Annotated in this window: 15 protein-coding genes; 5 read left to right on the top strand and 10 right to left on the bottom strand. The window is 44.5% G+C overall.

The features are described from left to right. Positions 1 to 47: 47 nt before the first annotated feature. Entirely contained in the window at positions 48 to 566 is a 519-nt protein-coding gene (locus tag L3V35_RS18420; protein ID WP_017082444.1) for an NUDIX hydrolase, read from the bottom strand. A 370-nt stretch (positions 567 to 936) separates the two neighbouring features. Here L3V35_RS18420 and L3V35_RS18415 point away from each other — a divergent pair, with 370 nt between their 5' ends. Both L3V35_RS18415 and L3V35_RS18410 read left to right on the top strand, forming a co-directional pair. Continuing rightward, positions 937 to 1,191 (top strand): DUF333 domain-containing protein, encoded by a 255-nt coding sequence (locus L3V35_RS18415; protein WP_102442190.1) that lies wholly within the window; start codon positions 937 to 939, stop codon positions 1,189 to 1,191. Between the two features lie 230 nt (positions 1,192 to 1,421). Then, on the top strand, positions 1,422 to 2,099 hold the full coding sequence (locus tag L3V35_RS18410; protein WP_237300420.1) for a hypothetical protein: 678 nt from the start codon (positions 1,422 to 1,424) through the stop codon (positions 2,097 to 2,099). A gap of 4 nt (positions 2,100 to 2,103) precedes the next feature. On the opposite strand, the gene L3V35_RS18405 is transcribed toward L3V35_RS18410, so the two are convergent. Continuing rightward, positions 2,104 to 2,982, bottom strand: a complete 879-nt coding sequence (locus tag L3V35_RS18405) for a YdcF family protein (protein WP_237300419.1) — start codon at positions 2,980 to 2,982, stop codon at positions 2,104 to 2,106. A gap of 311 nt (positions 2,983 to 3,293) precedes the next feature. Here L3V35_RS18405 and L3V35_RS18400 point away from each other — a divergent pair, with 311 nt between their 5' ends. The 3 genes from L3V35_RS18400 (at position 3,294) to L3V35_RS18390 (ending at position 7,660) form a co-directional block, all read left to right on the top strand. Then, complete coding sequence (locus L3V35_RS18400) at positions 3,294 to 4,664, top strand: L-serine ammonia-lyase (RefSeq protein ID WP_237300418.1); 1,371 nt, start codon at positions 3,294 to 3,296, stop codon at positions 4,662 to 4,664. A 515-nt stretch (positions 4,665 to 5,179) separates the two neighbouring features. After that, positions 5,180 to 6,658 (top strand): peptide MFS transporter, encoded by a 1,479-nt coding sequence (locus L3V35_RS18395; RefSeq protein WP_346730177.1) that lies wholly within the window; start codon positions 5,180 to 5,182, stop codon positions 6,656 to 6,658. A 219-nt stretch (positions 6,659 to 6,877) separates the two neighbouring features. After that, positions 6,878 to 7,660: a siderophore-interacting protein gene (locus L3V35_RS18390; RefSeq protein WP_237300417.1), complete on the top strand. Its 783-nt coding sequence runs from the start codon at positions 6,878 to 6,880 to the stop codon at positions 7,658 to 7,660. A gap of 128 nt (positions 7,661 to 7,788) precedes the next feature. Here L3V35_RS18390 and gntR read toward each other — a convergent pair whose 3' ends face one another. From gntR to phnR, 8 genes are all read right to left on the bottom strand, one after another. Beyond that, complete coding sequence (gene gntR, locus L3V35_RS18385; protein WP_237300416.1) at positions 7,789 to 8,790, bottom strand: gluconate operon transcriptional repressor GntR; 1,002 nt, start codon at positions 8,788 to 8,790, stop codon at positions 7,789 to 7,791. 139 nt (positions 8,791 to 8,929) lie between these two features. After that, positions 8,930 to 10,438 (bottom strand): NADP-dependent phosphogluconate dehydrogenase, encoded by a 1,509-nt coding sequence (gene gndA, locus L3V35_RS18380; protein WP_237300415.1) that lies wholly within the window; start codon positions 10,436 to 10,438, stop codon positions 8,930 to 8,932. A 3-nt stretch (positions 10,439 to 10,441) separates the two neighbouring features. After that, positions 10,442 to 10,939 carry a gluconokinase gene (locus tag L3V35_RS18375; protein ID WP_237300414.1) on the bottom strand — a complete coding sequence of 166 codons (498 nt, stop codon included), beginning with the start codon at positions 10,937 to 10,939 and terminating at the stop codon, positions 10,442 to 10,444. Between the two features lie 118 nt (positions 10,940 to 11,057). After that, positions 11,058 to 12,380 (bottom strand): TRAP transporter large permease subunit, encoded by a 1,323-nt coding sequence (locus tag L3V35_RS18370; RefSeq protein WP_017082452.1) that lies wholly within the window; start codon positions 12,378 to 12,380, stop codon positions 11,058 to 11,060. Beyond that, positions 12,373 to 12,930 (bottom strand): TRAP transporter small permease subunit, encoded by a 558-nt coding sequence (locus tag L3V35_RS18365; protein WP_017079674.1) that lies wholly within the window; start codon positions 12,928 to 12,930, stop codon positions 12,373 to 12,375. The genes L3V35_RS18370 and L3V35_RS18365 overlap by 8 nt, the downstream gene beginning before the upstream one ends. 65 nt (positions 12,931 to 12,995) lie before the next feature. After that, on the bottom strand, positions 12,996 to 14,012 hold the full coding sequence (locus tag L3V35_RS18360; protein WP_009845626.1) for a TRAP transporter substrate-binding protein: 1,017 nt from the start codon (positions 14,010 to 14,012) through the stop codon (positions 12,996 to 12,998). A gap of 200 nt (positions 14,013 to 14,212) precedes the next feature. After that, positions 14,213 to 15,115, bottom strand: a complete 903-nt coding sequence (locus L3V35_RS18355) for a multidrug transporter (RefSeq protein ID WP_054547082.1) — start codon at positions 15,113 to 15,115, stop codon at positions 14,213 to 14,215. Between the two features lie 113 nt (positions 15,116 to 15,228). Continuing rightward, the gene (phnR, locus tag L3V35_RS18350) at positions 15,229 to 15,933 is read right to left on the bottom strand and encodes a phosphonate utilization transcriptional regulator PhnR (RefSeq protein WP_054547083.1); all 705 of its coding nucleotides are present in this window, start codon (positions 15,931 to 15,933) and stop codon (positions 15,229 to 15,231) included. Positions 15,934 to 15,976: the final 43 nt, after the last annotated feature.

Genomic DNA, 15,976 nt, shown 5'->3' with positions numbered 1-15,976 from the left:
AAAAGTGGCGGCAAATAAATAGCTAAACAGGCTTGTATTGATAACGGTTAAAGCATCTCTTTGGCAATCAAATGCAGCAAAAAGGTTTCACGTTCAATGCTCATGCCCTTCTTAGAGCTCTCAGCCATGGTTTTTTCGTTGTGAGCGATCGCTTCATGGATATTCATCCACATCGGCTTCATCCCGTTTTTCACTTCATAATCTTCGTAAGCCGTTTCACCAAGCTCACGATCGATCTTGCATGAGTAGCAGTAAGAGATCATATGCATCATATCCGCATCGTCTTTATACCAAGGACGGAACTCTTCAAAAATGCCAAACGGCTTAATGCTATGGATATTCTTCGCGCCTGTCTCTTCTTCGAGTTCACGCACCATACCAGCAATCACATCTTCACCTTCATCCAAACCACCACCAGGAATGGTGTAGTCGTGATAACGCTCTGTATAGAGCATCAGAATGTCTTCACCATCTAATACAATGGCGCGGGCAGCATTACGCTTGTATACCGTTTTATTGTCTAGATGATCGATATCAGGGTGGATGGTGGTTTTTAGGTGTCTCATGATTCTGACTGCTCTACTGAATTTGGCGGCATCATATCATAATCATCAATAGATTCGAGGTTCTCCGTCCCCCACAAGAACACATACCCTCTGCTTTTGATCGCTGTTCGCCCACGGCTATCGAGTCCAAATAACCATCAAGTAGCGCCTTATTGACGGAAACCGTTCCTGTTATAAAATCAGCTATGTCAGCTTGATCAAACACTCAAAAAGCACTTAAAAATAGCGAAATATCAACCTATTTCAATATCTTGACCAAATTAGGACAACCTTTTCTGAAATCTAAAATATACTAATTTCATAGAGCTTCTAATCTGGTTCTGTAGAACTTAACGCATTCAATTATAGAGTTATCACATAGGAGATAAACATGAAGAAACTTGGTTTGATGGCTGTATTTGCCGTTGTGTTGGGCGGTTGTGCAAACGACTATGCAGAATATAGCGAAGGCCAACGTGTTTCAGTCGCTAACCCAGCCGCGGTTTATTGTGTTCAACAAGATGGTGAATTAGAAACCGTAACTGAAAACAATCAACGCACCACTTATTGTGTGTTTGATGACGGTGAACGTATCGAGCAATGGGAATACTACCGCAACAACCATGAGCAAAAAGAAGAAAGCTAAACTGCGACATCGTGAACTGATGACGTCACACCTGTAAACGACGTTATTCTGTCACGAATCCCACCTAATCAAATCCTATTACATTACGTAGACTGACCGCTACCAAGCGGCAGTTTACCGTATTCCCACACCAATTGAACGGCGTTTTATTTATGACATTTCCCTGACATAGCCCTAACCGAGGCCGATAGAATGCCTGCCCGTTACAAATATTTACACATCGAATTACTATGAAAAGCCAATCTAAAACCAATGAACAAACTCCAATGTCGTTTGAACTGCCAGAGTTCACCCTTTCCCAATCGACATCTCAAGTGATCTACAAACGATGCCAAACAGCTCTCGTTGTTTTAGCGATAGGCATTGTCGCAAACCTTGCACTTCGAATTGATTTTGTATTGCTAAATGGCAATGTTGGTGAGGTCTCGGCGACCGAGATGCTGCAACAGTTACTGCTTATCGTGACATCTGGCTCTTTTGCTTATTTAGCAAGAAAGAGGCGCGAAGTTAAGCACGCAGCTCTTCTTATCAGCGCATTCTTCGCAGTGTTGTTCATTCGTGAAATGGATTTTTGGTTCGACAAGATCGTACATGGTGCATGGGTTGTCCCTGCCCTATTGGTTGCTGGCAGTGCAATTTTCTATGCGATTAAGAATGGTAAAAGAACCATTGATCAGCTTGCGCTTATTCTTGCTTCCCCACACATGAACTTACTCGTTACTGGCGTAATGCTACTGTTGGTGTTCTCTCGTCTATTTGGCATGGGCAGCTTTTGGCACAATGTTATGGGCGATGATTATGTTCGCGTGGTTAAAAACATCGCAGAAGAAGGCACTGAACTTTTGGCTTACTGCCTGATTGCGTTTGCGAGCTTAAAGACCGTTATTGGCATCACGAGAAAGAAATAAAGATCTATCGCCACCAGCGATGTGTGTGATCCGATTCTGGGTCTAAATAACGATTCAATAAAGTCAGGTTAGTATCGAGTAATGCTAGGTACTCCCTGACTTGTTTTATGTCGGTACCCACTGAAGTCTGCTGGATACAGCGCTCCAATACTGGGAGTAAGCTGTCGACGATGTCAAAATGAGGCGCCCCCTCTACTAACGCCTTTACCGCTATCAGTGCCTCCAACGACAGTCTTTTAGGCTCCCCCCTAACTAACTCCAAATCTCGCTTGAATGTGCCCGCAGAAACACCTTCAAGATAAACTCGATAGGTTGTCAGCACATCCATCAACAGAAACAATTGCCCTTGAGTATTTTGATGAGGATATGGCACCGCAACATGAGCTTCTAGCTGAGGATCGACTTGTAGTTCCACCCCAAGTGCAGAGCACTTCTCAACCAAAACCTTAAGCAAGCCTTGTTCGTCCATGAGCGATTGGATCTCGAAAATACGTTGTAAATGGTAGTCATTCGAAACAAACGTCACCTGCACACTCTGCCCACGGGTAAACAGTCCACTTTCAATCATCTCTGAAGCTAAGTTCTGAATGTTCTCAACCGTATTTGTCGAGTTCTGCTCTAGCAAAATCGCCCCCAAGGAAAACGGATATTCTCGCTGGCTTTCCAGAATTCGAAAATACTGGTGCATTGCATCCGCTTCAGAGGTGGTTTGACCTTTTGTCACCCCGCCACAAAATGCAACACCCGTTTTCTGAATAGACTCTTCTGCCAAAGGCCCCGCCAGATACTCCACCAAAGCATCAACTCGACTGATGCCTTCATCAGTCAATTTATTCCCATTAAGTCGCTTACCTAGCACAATAAGGAGGTGATTAATGCTCATTTTATGTTCAAGTCTCGTTTTAGTGATTAGATGGAGTGAATTATGTATACAATAGTTCTTAACAAAAGTATTTTTAAATTCCTAAATGTAGCTCGCAATAATGCTCACTATTGATAGCAACATCTTATGGTACACAAGAATCAACGTGCAGCTATATAAAGCAAAAATAGCACGGTCTTGTATTTCATCGAACTACACGCTTGTTAACACTAATCTCATTGAAAGAATACGCTCACTCAAAGAAGTGAGGTTAACAAAAGATATACTTTAACCAGAGTTCGTTCATCGAACCGTCTTCACAGGAAGTTACTATGCTGTCTATTTTTGATATCTACAAAATTGGGGTTGGCCCGTCCAGCTCCCACACAAATGGACCAATGATCGCTGGGTTTAACTTTACCCAAAAAATTGATGCTCAGCTTAAGCAAGTGAACCGTATTCAAATCGACTTATACGGCTCGTTATCATTAACGGGTATTGGTCATCACACAGACAGAGCAACTTTGTTAGGTTTGCTCGGTAACCGCCCCGACACTATTAAGATTACCAGTGCTAACCAAGCAATGCGTAAAGCGATTGAAGATAAATCTCTACTGGTTAGCGGTAACCATGAAATTCACTTCGATGTAGAAAGCGACTTACTCTTCCATAAAACTAATCTTCCGCTTCATGAAAATGGCATGACTATTTCTGCGTTTGACGCAAGCGGTAGTCTTCTAGATATGGAAACGTACTACTCAATTGGTGGTGGCTTTATCGCAACCGCTGATGAGCTACAAAACGGCAAGCAAGAAGCAGAAACACAAGTTGAGTTCCCTTTTTCTTCTGCCGACCAACTACTTGAATTGTCAGAGCAGCAAGGGCTTAGCCTTGGTGGCTTAATCCTGCGCAATGAAGTGTCTTTCCAAGACATGGATGTGATTGACCAAAAAGCTGACCAAATTTGGAAGGTGATGTCTCTGTGCATGCAGCGTGGCTTTGACACCGAAGGTATTCTTGATGGCGGTTTAGAAGTGACGCGTCGAGCGCCTGCTCTTCTGAAAAAGCTTGAGGCGAATGCTTCGATTGAAAATGATCCAATGGAGATCATGGATTGGATTAACCTGTTTGCCTTTGCTGTAAGCGAAGAAAACGCAGCGGGTGGCCAAGTGGTAACATCTCCAACGAATGGTGCGGCTGGCGTTATTCCTGCGGTATTAATGTACTACCATCGTTTCATTAAAGAGCTCGACACCAAGCAGTTGAAAGACTTCTTGGCAGTCTCTGGTGCTATCGGCATCCTATACAAAACTAATGCTTCAATTTCTGGAGCAGAAGTAGGTTGTCAGGGTGAGGTCGGCGTATCTTCATCAATGGCTGCTGCTGGCTTAACCGCTTTGCGCGGTGGCAGCAACGAGCAAATCTGTATCGCAGCTGAAATCGCAATGGAGCACTCTCTAGGCATGACATGCGATCCGATCGGTGGGCTTGTTCAGGTACCGTGTATTGAACGTAACGCTATGGGTGCAATGAAAGCCATCAACGCATCACGTATGGCGCTAAAACGTACCAGCAAGTGCCTTATCTCGTTAGACAAGGTTATCGCAACCATGTACCAAACAGGTAAAGACATGAACAAGAAGTACCGTGAAACGTCTTTAGGTGGTTTAGCGGTGATCCACATGGCGCCACCGTGTGAATAGCTAGTTGCGGTGACCAATTAAATGCGGTGACCAGTTAGATGCGGTGACTAGCTAGATGCGATGAATAGTCGAGATACAGAGAATAGTTGAAACGCAAGACATCGTTGATACGCACGACGAGAAATCGCCTCACTCAGAACCGTTATTGTAAACTTAGTTTTCGATATCCAAACAAAAGCCAGCCACCAAGCTGGCTTTTTTATTGGCTAAAATCCAACAGCCAATAAAAAGTGACACTCACTTGAACATTTTACAAGATGACCAATGTTAACTTTTCCTTTATCCGTTCATTACTTAGCCACAAATGAAGGTAGTTGAACTTCTCACAGTTATGTATCCATTATCAAAATCTAACATTGCAAATTTCATTCATGAGAAATATCAATGCACTCATAAGAAAAGGTATATCGAGTAAAGTTCTGTTTGGGATGCATGTTTCATTTTATGTATTGCTAGTGATGGTATTATAATTAGGTTATTACACTACATCTTAATACTAATGTGAGAATAAAATAATGTGGAATAGATTAAACAAATCAATGATGTTCTGCCAAATGATGTTTGGACTTTCGTTCTATGGCGTCATGGTGATCTTGACTCGTTTCTTCCTTGAAGATCTTAACTACAATGAAGCCGACACAATGATGGTTGTTGGTGCTTTCTCTGCAATCGGACCGCTATTTGCTATTGCAGGTGGCTTTATCGCCGACAAATTTTTAGGCGCATACCGATCGTTGACCATTGCCTTTCTAGGGTTCGCAAGTGGTTATGCTCTACTGGTACTCGGTGCCGCGGCGACCAATGTTCCAATGGCATTATGTGGTATTGCTTTAGCGAGTTATGCGCGTGGTTTGATGTCCCCTTCTTACCCAAGTCTTTACAAACGCACGTTCAAAACTCAGGAAGATTTCGAAAACTGCTACCCTATCAACTACTCAGTCAACAATATTGGTGCGCTTTTAGGTCAGTACTTGTTCCCGATGCTAGTGCTTGTTGTTGGTTTCCACGGTGGCTTCCTTCTTTCAGCTGCTCTAGCAGGTACCGCACTTCTGATGATGCTCTTTGTTCGCAAAGGCCTTGTTGAAGCAAGTGCTGAAATCGACCAAAAACCAGTAAGCACTAAACACTGGGCTGCATTCCTTGGCCTTTCAGCTGCAATGATTGGTTTGGTATTCTTCATGTTTTCTAACATGGATATCGGCCAGAACATCGTGTACGCAATTGGTGGTGCAGCGATCATCTACTTTGTCTCTTTGATGATGAAATCGAAGAAGTCAGACATGCTGAAAATGGGCACGATCTTAATCATCACATTCCTGACGACATGTTTCTTCGTGTACTACGGTCAAATGATGACATCGATGACAATGGTTGCAATCAACACAATGCGTGGCGATCTATTCGGTTTCATCCCTGTAGCACCTGAAGCGTCGATGGCAATGAACCCACTTTGGTGTATGGTTGCAGGCCCTATCATTACGGGCATCTTCTCTAAACTAGAAAAGAAAAACATTCATTTCTCTACCGCAACCAAAGTAGGTTTCTCTTTCATTCTGACGGCGATCGCTTTCGGTATCTTAACGATGGCAGTAACAACCGTTGGTGAAGATATTCTGATTCGCCCTGAAGTGTTCTTAGCAATCCACTTCTTCCTAGCATTTGGTGAGGTTATTGTTGGTTCTATGGTTGTTGCATTCATTCTGTCTGTTGCACCTAAGCACATCGAGAACTTCTCAGTAAGCTTATTCTCTGTCGCAATCGCACTATCAGGCATTGTTGGCGCGGTATTCTCAACGTCTATTGCACTTGAGAAAGGCCAAGAGATCACACAAGAGATCGTTCAAACGGTTTACGGTGATTACTTCCAACTATTAACTATCCTAGCGGTAGTAATGGTTGGTATCGCAATGGCAGCATCGTTCATTATTCGTAAGATGCTAGACGCTGCGAAAGCCGCTGATGAAACGATTGAACTAGAGCAAGCAAACAGCTAATAACACTCTTATTCAACAAGCTCGTTCATCAAGCCCTTTAGTTTTCTAAAGGGCTTTTTCTCGATATGGATATCAAGATAAATAGATGTCAGGATTGGTAGGTAAATAGATGGAGGTTCAGGTTGCGCTGTGTAAATAAAAGTAAATGATAACCATTAGTATTGAGTGTTTTCCTGTTCAGGATTATGATGTGAAAATCAAAATCTAAGAGAGCCTTATATGAGCAAGCCTAGCCCTATCACATTAACCGTTACTCAAACCTCAACAATTACACCGAATATGCAGCGTATAACGCTTCGCGGTGAAGGATTAAGTAAGTACCCAATCGAATGTGCCGGCGGCTACATCAAGCTTTTGTTCTCGCCACTCGGCACCACTGATTTAAGCCAACTGAATGACGGTGAGCGCCCAACCATGCGCACTTACACCATTCGTCAATACAACCCAGTAGAAAAGTGGATTGAAGTTGATTTTGTACGCCACATAACCACAGATCTGCAATGTGGCTTCGCTGCAAGATGGGCGATGAACGCAAAAGTGGGTGACTCAGTTTCAGTGGCAGGCCCTGGTTTGATTCAAGGGCTGAATCTGGAGTCTAATTGGTTCTTCTTAGTCGCAGACATGACCTCGCTCCCTGCTCTTTCTGCAAAAGTAAAATCACTTCCAGAGCACGCAACGGGCCACGCTGTCATTCAGATTAATTCAGCAGCAGACAAGCAACAACTTGAAGCACCCAAAGGCATCAAAGTTACTTGGTTAATTGAAGATGAAACCTCGGAATCCCTTTCACAAACCGTGCGTAACACTGGATGGTTAGAGGGGCAGGTTTCAGTATGGACGGCGTGTGAATTTGAAAGCATGCGTGAACTAAGACAGTACTTCCGAAACGAAAAAGAAGTAACCAAAGAGAACATCTACATCAGCAGTTACTGGAAACGTGGCGTGACTGAAGATGGTCACAAAGTGTTGAAACAACAGGATGCTCAGGCCTTAGCTAGCTAAAGATCGTTGCAACAAAAGCCTCGATGCTAAAAGTATAGAAAGACAAATTGAAAACGCCCTTAGCAAAGTTCATCTCGTTAAGGGCGTTTTAGTTTCAATCCGATGAAGATCAAAGCCGAAGTGTAAGATTAGATACTCTCACCTACTTCAATCTCATAACCAAGATCCAGCTTCGCCACCCATTCATTGTTGCCTTGTAAACGCGCTACAACTTGCTCTGCCGCGACTTTACCTATTTGCTCCCTAGGTGTTAGCACAGTAGCTAAACGAGGCGTCATCGCCACTGTAATGTCGTGTCCGTGGAAACCGGCTATCGCCATCTGTTCTGGAACCTGAATACCACGACGTATACATTCGTAGAAGGCACCAATCGCCAAGTCATCGTTAGTACAGAAAATGCCATTCACTTGTGGGTGTTTCTCAAGTAGCTCACCAATCAGTTTAGCACCGAGAGTAAACGAGGAAGCGTCTTCCGTTTGCAGTGTTACAGGCGTTTTGTCAGCTTCCTGCATCGCATGTTCATAGCCGGCCATTTTTAAGCGAGTACGCTCATCCATACGAGCTGCTAAGTAAGCAATATTAGCGCGCCCTCTATCAAGCATGGTTTTGGTCATCGCTCTAGCCGCTTCGAAGTTATCAAAGCCGACGGCTTGTTCAATTCTTGGCGATACCGAGTCCATAATCTCAATCACGGGGATTGAAGCGGTCTGCAGCATTTTTCGAGATCTATCTGTGTGGACATTCTCAGACAGAATAATCGCATCAACATTGTACGAGAGCAGCGAAGCAATGCTTTGTTCTTCCAGTTCAGCGCTATAGCCATAGTGAGCAATCATGGTTTGATAACCCGCAGGTGCGGTGACTTGCTCGATACCACGGATAACCTCAGCAAAAACTTGGTTAGTTAACGAGGGGACCAAAACACCAATCGCATTGCTTTTTGCGTTGGAAAGAATGTCTGGTGCGCGGTTAGGGATATAACCTAGCTCGTCTACTGCAGCGCTGATCTTATCTCGCAGTGCTTCTGATACTTGAGAAGAGTCTCTCAGGCAGCGACTGACGGTCATTTTGGTGACACCAACTAAGTTGGCAACATCTTGTAATGTTGGACGTTTTTTCTTATTCGACATAATTAGTAATTATTATTTTTGAGTTATGTTACTGGTAACAGTGTATCCGACTGACGTGGAATTTGAAGCCTAATTTAGTAAAATGTTGATACAGCGTCAAAATTACAAACGCCCTCTTGTTGAGGGCGTTATTGATTGTTTAAGCGTTTACTTTTACTTCAGTTCTCGGAGACTGACTCCAAGTCACGTGAAACTTTTCAGCTTCATCTCTATCGACTCGTGAATAGGTATGTGAGCCAAAATAGTCACGTTGCGCTTGCAATAGATTCGCTGGTAGCACTTCACAGCGCAGAGAATCAAAGTAGCTTAATGCTGAACTAATTCCCGGCATCGGCACACCATACAAAGCAGAATTAGCAACGGCGATACGCCAAGCCAACTCACGCTCTTCCACTTGTTTGATGAAAGCCTCATCAAACAACAGGTTCGCTAACTCACTATTTTGTTGGTAAGCCGACGTGATACTTTGCAAGAAAGCAGCACGGATAATACAACCCGCGCGCCAGATCTTAGCTATCTGAGTAAAGTCGAGATTCCACTCCTCTTTGTCTGACGCTGTTTTCAACAAATCAAAACCTTGCGCATAAACAGACAACTTGGCGCAATACAAAGCATCATGAAGCTCAGAAATAACCTCTGTTTTATCCAACTGACTCGCATCGGCAACATTGCCTTTTAGCAGTTTTCTCCCTTGAATACGTTGTGATTTTTGACCGCTCATTGCACGCGCATAAACCGCCTGTGCAATGGTTGGAGTTGGGCAGCCTTCCTGAAGACTGTTAACAGCTGTCCATAAGCCTGTGCCTTTCTGGCCAGCCTTATCAAGCACAACATCAACAAATGGTTTACCCGTAGCCAAATCTTCTTGTTGAAGAATGTCGGCACTGATTTCCATTAAGTAGCTATTAAGTACACCGTTGTTCCACTGTTCGAAAACTTGGCCAATCTCTTGAGCTGGTATTTCAAGTACATCACGCATGAACTGATACACTTCGCAGATGAGCTGCATGTCGGCATATTCAATACCGTTGTGTACCATTTTCACATAGTGCCCTGTACCAGAAGGACCAACATAGGCAGCGCATGCTTCACCCGCTTCAAACTGAGCAACCGGTAGCCCATTAGCATCCACTTTTGCAGCAATCGCTTCCCACATCGGTTTCACATATTGCCAAGCCGATTGGTCACCACTCGCCATGAGCGCAGGGCCAACACGAGCGCCTTCTTCACCACCAGAAACGGCGGTGCTAAAGAAGCGCAGTTTGCCTTTGTAGCCCACTTCACGCGCCTCGGTATCTGTCCAAAGGCTGTTACCCGTATCGATAACAATGTCGTCATTTTCTAAGCCAGCATCAAGCAAGCTATTCACGACGATATCGACAGGTTTTCCAGCAGGAACCGACAAAGCGATTACACGCGGCTTCGCTAGCCCTTGCAGTACATGCTCAAGGCTAGTCCCTTGTGTGAACTGACCTTTACCAGTAAACAATTCATTAAGCAGCTTTGCTTCTGAACTAGCGCGCTCAATGTTGTCTGTATTCAAATCAAAGCCAGCAACGTTAAAGCCGTTATCCAGTAAGTTGAGTGCAAGGCTTTTGCCCATAACGCCTAAACCAATCATCGCAATGTCGTTTTTTAACTGAGTCATGGTTTAGCCTATCTGCTTAATTTGTTTGAGTGCACTTTCTACTACCTGTTCAACATCTTGTGAGATATCAACAAACAACGCATCGGCTTCATTCGGTTCAACCAAGGTTGCGAACTGGCTTTTCAACATTTCTTGACCATTGAAGTAATGGTTCTCGCGCGCTTTATGGCGGTTCCAAATGGTGTCGAAGCTACCCTGTAGGTAGACGATAACCAAGCCTTCATTGTTCTCTCGCAGAATGTTGCGGTATTGAGGTTTCAATGCAGAACAAGCAATCACAGCACTTGGCTGTTCGATATATTGCTTATTCAGTGTTTCTAACCATCCTTGACGATCTTCGTCAGTCAGTGGAATACCTTGACGCATTTTTTCTACGTTGCTTTGCGGATGGAAGTCATCGCCATCAAAGAATTGAAGCTCTAAAGCCTGTGCGATACGGCTACCAATTAGGCTTTTCCCGCATCCAGATACGCCCATCACGAGTATTTTTTTGCTTTTCATAAGGCAAGCCTTCCCTAAGCCCCAACCAAAACAGGGGCTGACAATCGAATCTAATAGTTAAACTTGTGTTGCTGTTGATAGGTTCCTGAACGTTAAACTCGCTCAAGAACCTTCGCTGTTATTGCCACCAAAGCGCGAGCTGAGGGAAGATAATAACCAGTGCCAGAACCAATACTTGAAGTGCAATAAACGGCAGTAGTGAAGAGAATATCTCACCTAAGCTGATGTCTTTTGGCGCTACCGATTTCAGATAGAAGGCCGCGGGACCAAATGGTGGTGACAAGAACGACACCTGCATGTTTAGACAGAACACAACGCCGAACCATACTGGATCAAAACCAAGGCCAGTAATGATTGGAACGAAGATTGGCATTGTTAGAAGTGCCACACCTACCCAGTCAAGGAACATGCCTAGTACCAACAAGATAGCCATCATGATTAATAGCGTTACTGTCGCGTTACCGCCACTGAGCGCAAGGATGGTTTCTTCAACAAAATCAATACCGCCCATCAAGTTGTAGATACCAACCAATGCACTTGCACCGATACCAATCCACATGATCATGCCGCAGGTACGCATGGTTGCGATGGCACTCTCTTTCAACATGCTGAAGTTCAGTTCACCACGGATTAGCGCACTGATCATGATGCCAACTACACCCAAAGCAGACGCTTCTGTTACTGAAGCGATACCCGTGTAGATACTGCCCAAAACCGTTGCTACTGAAAGGAGTGGGAAGAACAGAGCCTTGAAGTAGCTTGGCTGATTGGCGATGTCTTCTTCTGTCTCATCATCACTTGGAATTGGCGCAAGAGCAGGGTTCAGCTTACAGCGAATCAATACGTAGCCGATGTAACAGCCCGCAAGGATAAACGCTGGCAAGAAAGAAGCTTTAAACAGGTCGCCAATCGATACGCTGGCTGTCATGCCGTAGATGATCAATACGATACTTGGCGGAAGCATGGTACCAAGTGCGCCACCCGCACAGGTTGTACCGATAGCAAGCTTACGGTCATAACCCAAGCGAAGCATTTGTGGCAGTGCGAGAATACCCAATAGTACCGTTTCACCACCGATAACGCCCGACATCGAAGCCAATAGAACCGCAACTAATAGCGTTTGAACTGCAACACCACCACGAACCTTACGTCCGACCGATTTCATTGCATCAAACAGGTCACGCGCGATACCCGAACGGTCTAAGAGAGCCGCCATCAATACGAACATGGGAACCGCGAGGAACACATAACCAGAAGCAAAGCTGTAGGTACGGCTCGCAATCAAAGGTAAAGCATCAGGACCAAACCAACATAGAGTGAAGAAAATCGCGACAAAGCCTGTTACGAAGGCCAACTGCATACCGGTCAGTAGCAAGCCAATCATCATAACCAGCATGAGCAAGCTGCCCCATGCGATACCAATAGAAGATAAATCAAACATCGTCATTCTTCCTTAGACCCATCAACTCTTGGATTAGGTGCAATACAAACTGGACAACAAGAACACACAAAACGACAAAGATCAGGCCTTTCAACAATGCAGGATAAGGCGCGTTTAACACTGAGCCTGATGTTTCAAGGCGGAATTCACCCCATGGTGCAAACCACGCTTCTTCCGCAGTGAAGTAAGCCGCGTAAGCGAGCATGCCAGCAAAGGCCAAACCCACAATATGGTGAACGAGATTAAGATATTTACGTGCTTGGTTAGACACTGAGTCGTAAATAAGAACCACACGCACGTGCTTATTCGCAGCAAACGCGTAGATACCACCAATAATGAATAAAGAACCACCGATGAAAGAAGCTGTTTCATGTACCCATGTGGTCGGGGCATCGAATGCGTAACGCATCACAACTTCATAAAATGAAATCAATACAGTAAAGATAAAAAACCAGCTCACGAGATTACTGAACTTTATAACAAAACGATCAAGCGCATTTCTTGGTTGCTCGTCGTTTTCAGCTGGGGCATGGGGAGTTTTGTCTGTCATGGGCCAAATATCCTGGGAGAATACGGGAGAGCAATGCCCTCCCCCGTCAGTAAACTAAGTTTGAATTACAGTAAGCCGTTTTCTTCTAGGAACACAGTCACTGAGGTGTAAACTTTTCCTGCGTTATCAGAACGCTCTGCAAATACCTTCCATTGGCCTTTCGCGATTTCACGGAACTTCTTACGCTCTTCTTGAGACCAGTCATGGATAGTGATTTCTGGGTTCGCTTGAGCTTCTTTCAGTGCAGCTTGGTCAGCCATTTTCAGCTGAGTTGTCATGTCGTAAGAGAAGTCACGCACTGATGTTTGCAGCATTGTTTGTAGATCAGCTGGCATCTTGTCCCATTTCTTCTGAGAAATAGAGATATCGATAAGCGGTAGTGAATGGAAACCCGGTTGAACTGGATGTGTTGCAATGTCGTTCATGCCCGCTTTTTGGTTGGTAGAGAATACCGTGTAGTCCGCGGCATCAATTACGCCTTTGCTTAGGCCAGTAAATACTTCAGAACCCGGTAGGTTTACTGGTGTCGCACCCGCGGCTGCAAATACTTGTTGTACTAGGCCTTCAGGCGCACGTAATTTCAGGCCTTTAAGATCCGCAACACCATCGATTGGCTTTTTAGAAATGAAAGATTCAACACCCGTCGTAGAAGCACCAACAAACTGAACTCCATAAGGCTTGTACAGTTCAGTCATTAGTTCGTTACCACCACCGTAGTTCATGTACTGAAGCAGTTGTGTTGTGTCTGACCATGCGCCAACCATGTTACCGATAAGACCAAATGCTGGATCTTTACCAGAGAAGTAACCTGTTGCTGTGATGTGACCATCTAGGATGCCCATTTTGATCGCGCCTAGCGTTTCTGTGTGCTTAACCACAGCGCCTACAGGCAGAAGATCGATATCAATACGTCCGTTAGACATCGTCTCTACGCGCTCAGCCCACTTCTGCTGAACTTTGAAGTTCAAGTCACCAGAAGGATCTGAAGATTGAATTTTAAGTTTAAAGTCAGCAGCCATTGCTGAAGTAGCAAATAGACCAGTGAGGGAGGCAGCAATCAGCGTTTTAGTCAGAGCTTTCATTTGGGTATCCTTATGAGTTTCACAGAGTCCGGTTTGTAATTATATGTTACCGGTAACGTTGAGATGGATGTTACCGGTAACTTTACAGCATTGTCTATGAGAAGGATCACATCTTTAACATTAGTAAAACGTTTGCTATCAATAAGAAAAATGCGACTGAAAAGTCACACTATAGGTTGGAGGTAGGATTTAATTTCTTTTTAAGTCAGTGAGATAACTAAGCCAGCAATGATAAACATGACGCCTACACCACGTGTAACGTGCCACTTTTCTTTTAAAAAGTAGATCCCCATCACTACGCCGAAGATGATACTTACTTGCCTAAGTGCAACAACCAAGCTGACGTTCTCTGTCATAGTCATCGCAAACAGCACCAAGCCATAAGTCGAAGCCATCATAATGCCAGCAAGTGTTGCTCTTTTACGCAGTATCCAAGCGTTATGGAATTCGATTCTTTGATTCGACACAAGCAACCAAACACTCAGCGGAATCACAATCGCCCAAAACTGAATACCTAGGTAGAAAATCGCGGTGTGCTTGTTAGTGATACTAGGCGTGCTTAGAGGCTCCAATAATAGAAGTGCCTCTTTATCAATAATCGAGTAACCCGTGGTACCTATTGCGGCGATGAGCGCCCACAACACGCCAAGGTTTAGGTAGGCCTTAAGCCTCAACTCAGAGAATTGCTTCAACGGGACAAACAAACAGCCCAAGGTAATCAAGGTGAACCCAATCCATTGATTAGACGACAGTTCATAACCAATCAACACTGTACCCAAGCCGACCATTAGAACCGGAAGAGCTCGGGCCATTGGGTAAATCACGCCGATGTCTGCTTGTTTATAGGCAGTCCCTAGCCCAATCAAATAGACGATTTGGAAGATCCCGCTCAAGAAAACCAGTTGCCAAAATGGAAGTGAGATATTTAACAGGCCAACACTGTAAACATACCAAATCAAATATGGCGTCAAAATCGCTGCGGCGGCAAAGCCAGAAGCCAGAAAGAAAGACGAGCCCGATCCTTGATTAGACTTGCCTAGAACATTCCAACCCGCATGCAGCAAAGCTGAAATAATCACGATAACAATGGCAGAGACTTCCATTTCGTTCCTGTTCTATTAATTGATCAGCGAATGGCTAAACATAAGTGATAAAAAAACCTCCGAGTAAGAGGCTTTCCAATGAATCTATAAAAACTAAGGAGTAACTAGCACATTTAACGTTCTAACTCCGCTATCGACTCGATACTGATCGCGTCGTGGCGCCAATATTCAATATCGCAATCAATCAAATCACCATCTTGATTGTAGTTAACACGCTCGACCACCATAGCCGGAGACCCTGAGGTCGCACGCAGTGCTTGTGCTGTTTCGCCAAGCAAAGACGTTGTACTCACGCGGTAACGGATCTTCTGATACACCACGCCAAAGTGCTCGCGGTAGATGTCCGTCAACGATTTAGACAAGTCGTATTCAAGCAAGTTAGGGAACAGCTCAGGTCGAATATAATTCGTCACATACACAACCGGTCTGTCTTCCAGGTAGCGAACTCTGTCCACTCGATAAACATCTGAGAACGGTTGAAGATTAAGAAGCTTTGTCGCTTCCTTGGTTGCTAACATCCCTTTTGCCGACACCAACTCTGTTTTCGGCTTGCGGTTCTGAGATAAAGCCATGTTAGTGAAATTCAATGTTTGCGTAGGATCGTAACGAAGCGGATCAGGAGAGATAAACCAACCACGTCGATCTTCTCGATAAATACGCCCTTCCGCTTCAAGTGAAGACAAGGCTTCACGCAACGTAACACGTGTGGTATCGAACGATTCAGCCAGTTTACGCTCAGCAGGCAGCTTCTGTCGTGGCGTTAACATCCCCGACTCTATCTGCTCAACGATGACATCTTTGATTTTTACGTACTGCACTTCATTTCCTTTTATTCTTGTTCTTGTCGTCAGCCACTCCTTG

The organism is Vibrio sp. L5-1, assembly GCF_021728315.1.
In the GTDB taxonomy this organism is placed as follows: Bacteria; Pseudomonadota; Gammaproteobacteria; order Enterobacterales; family Vibrionaceae; genus Vibrio; species Vibrio splendidus_K.
Note: the sequence above shows the minus strand (reverse complement) of the source record. Positions and strands in the feature narration are given on the sequence as shown.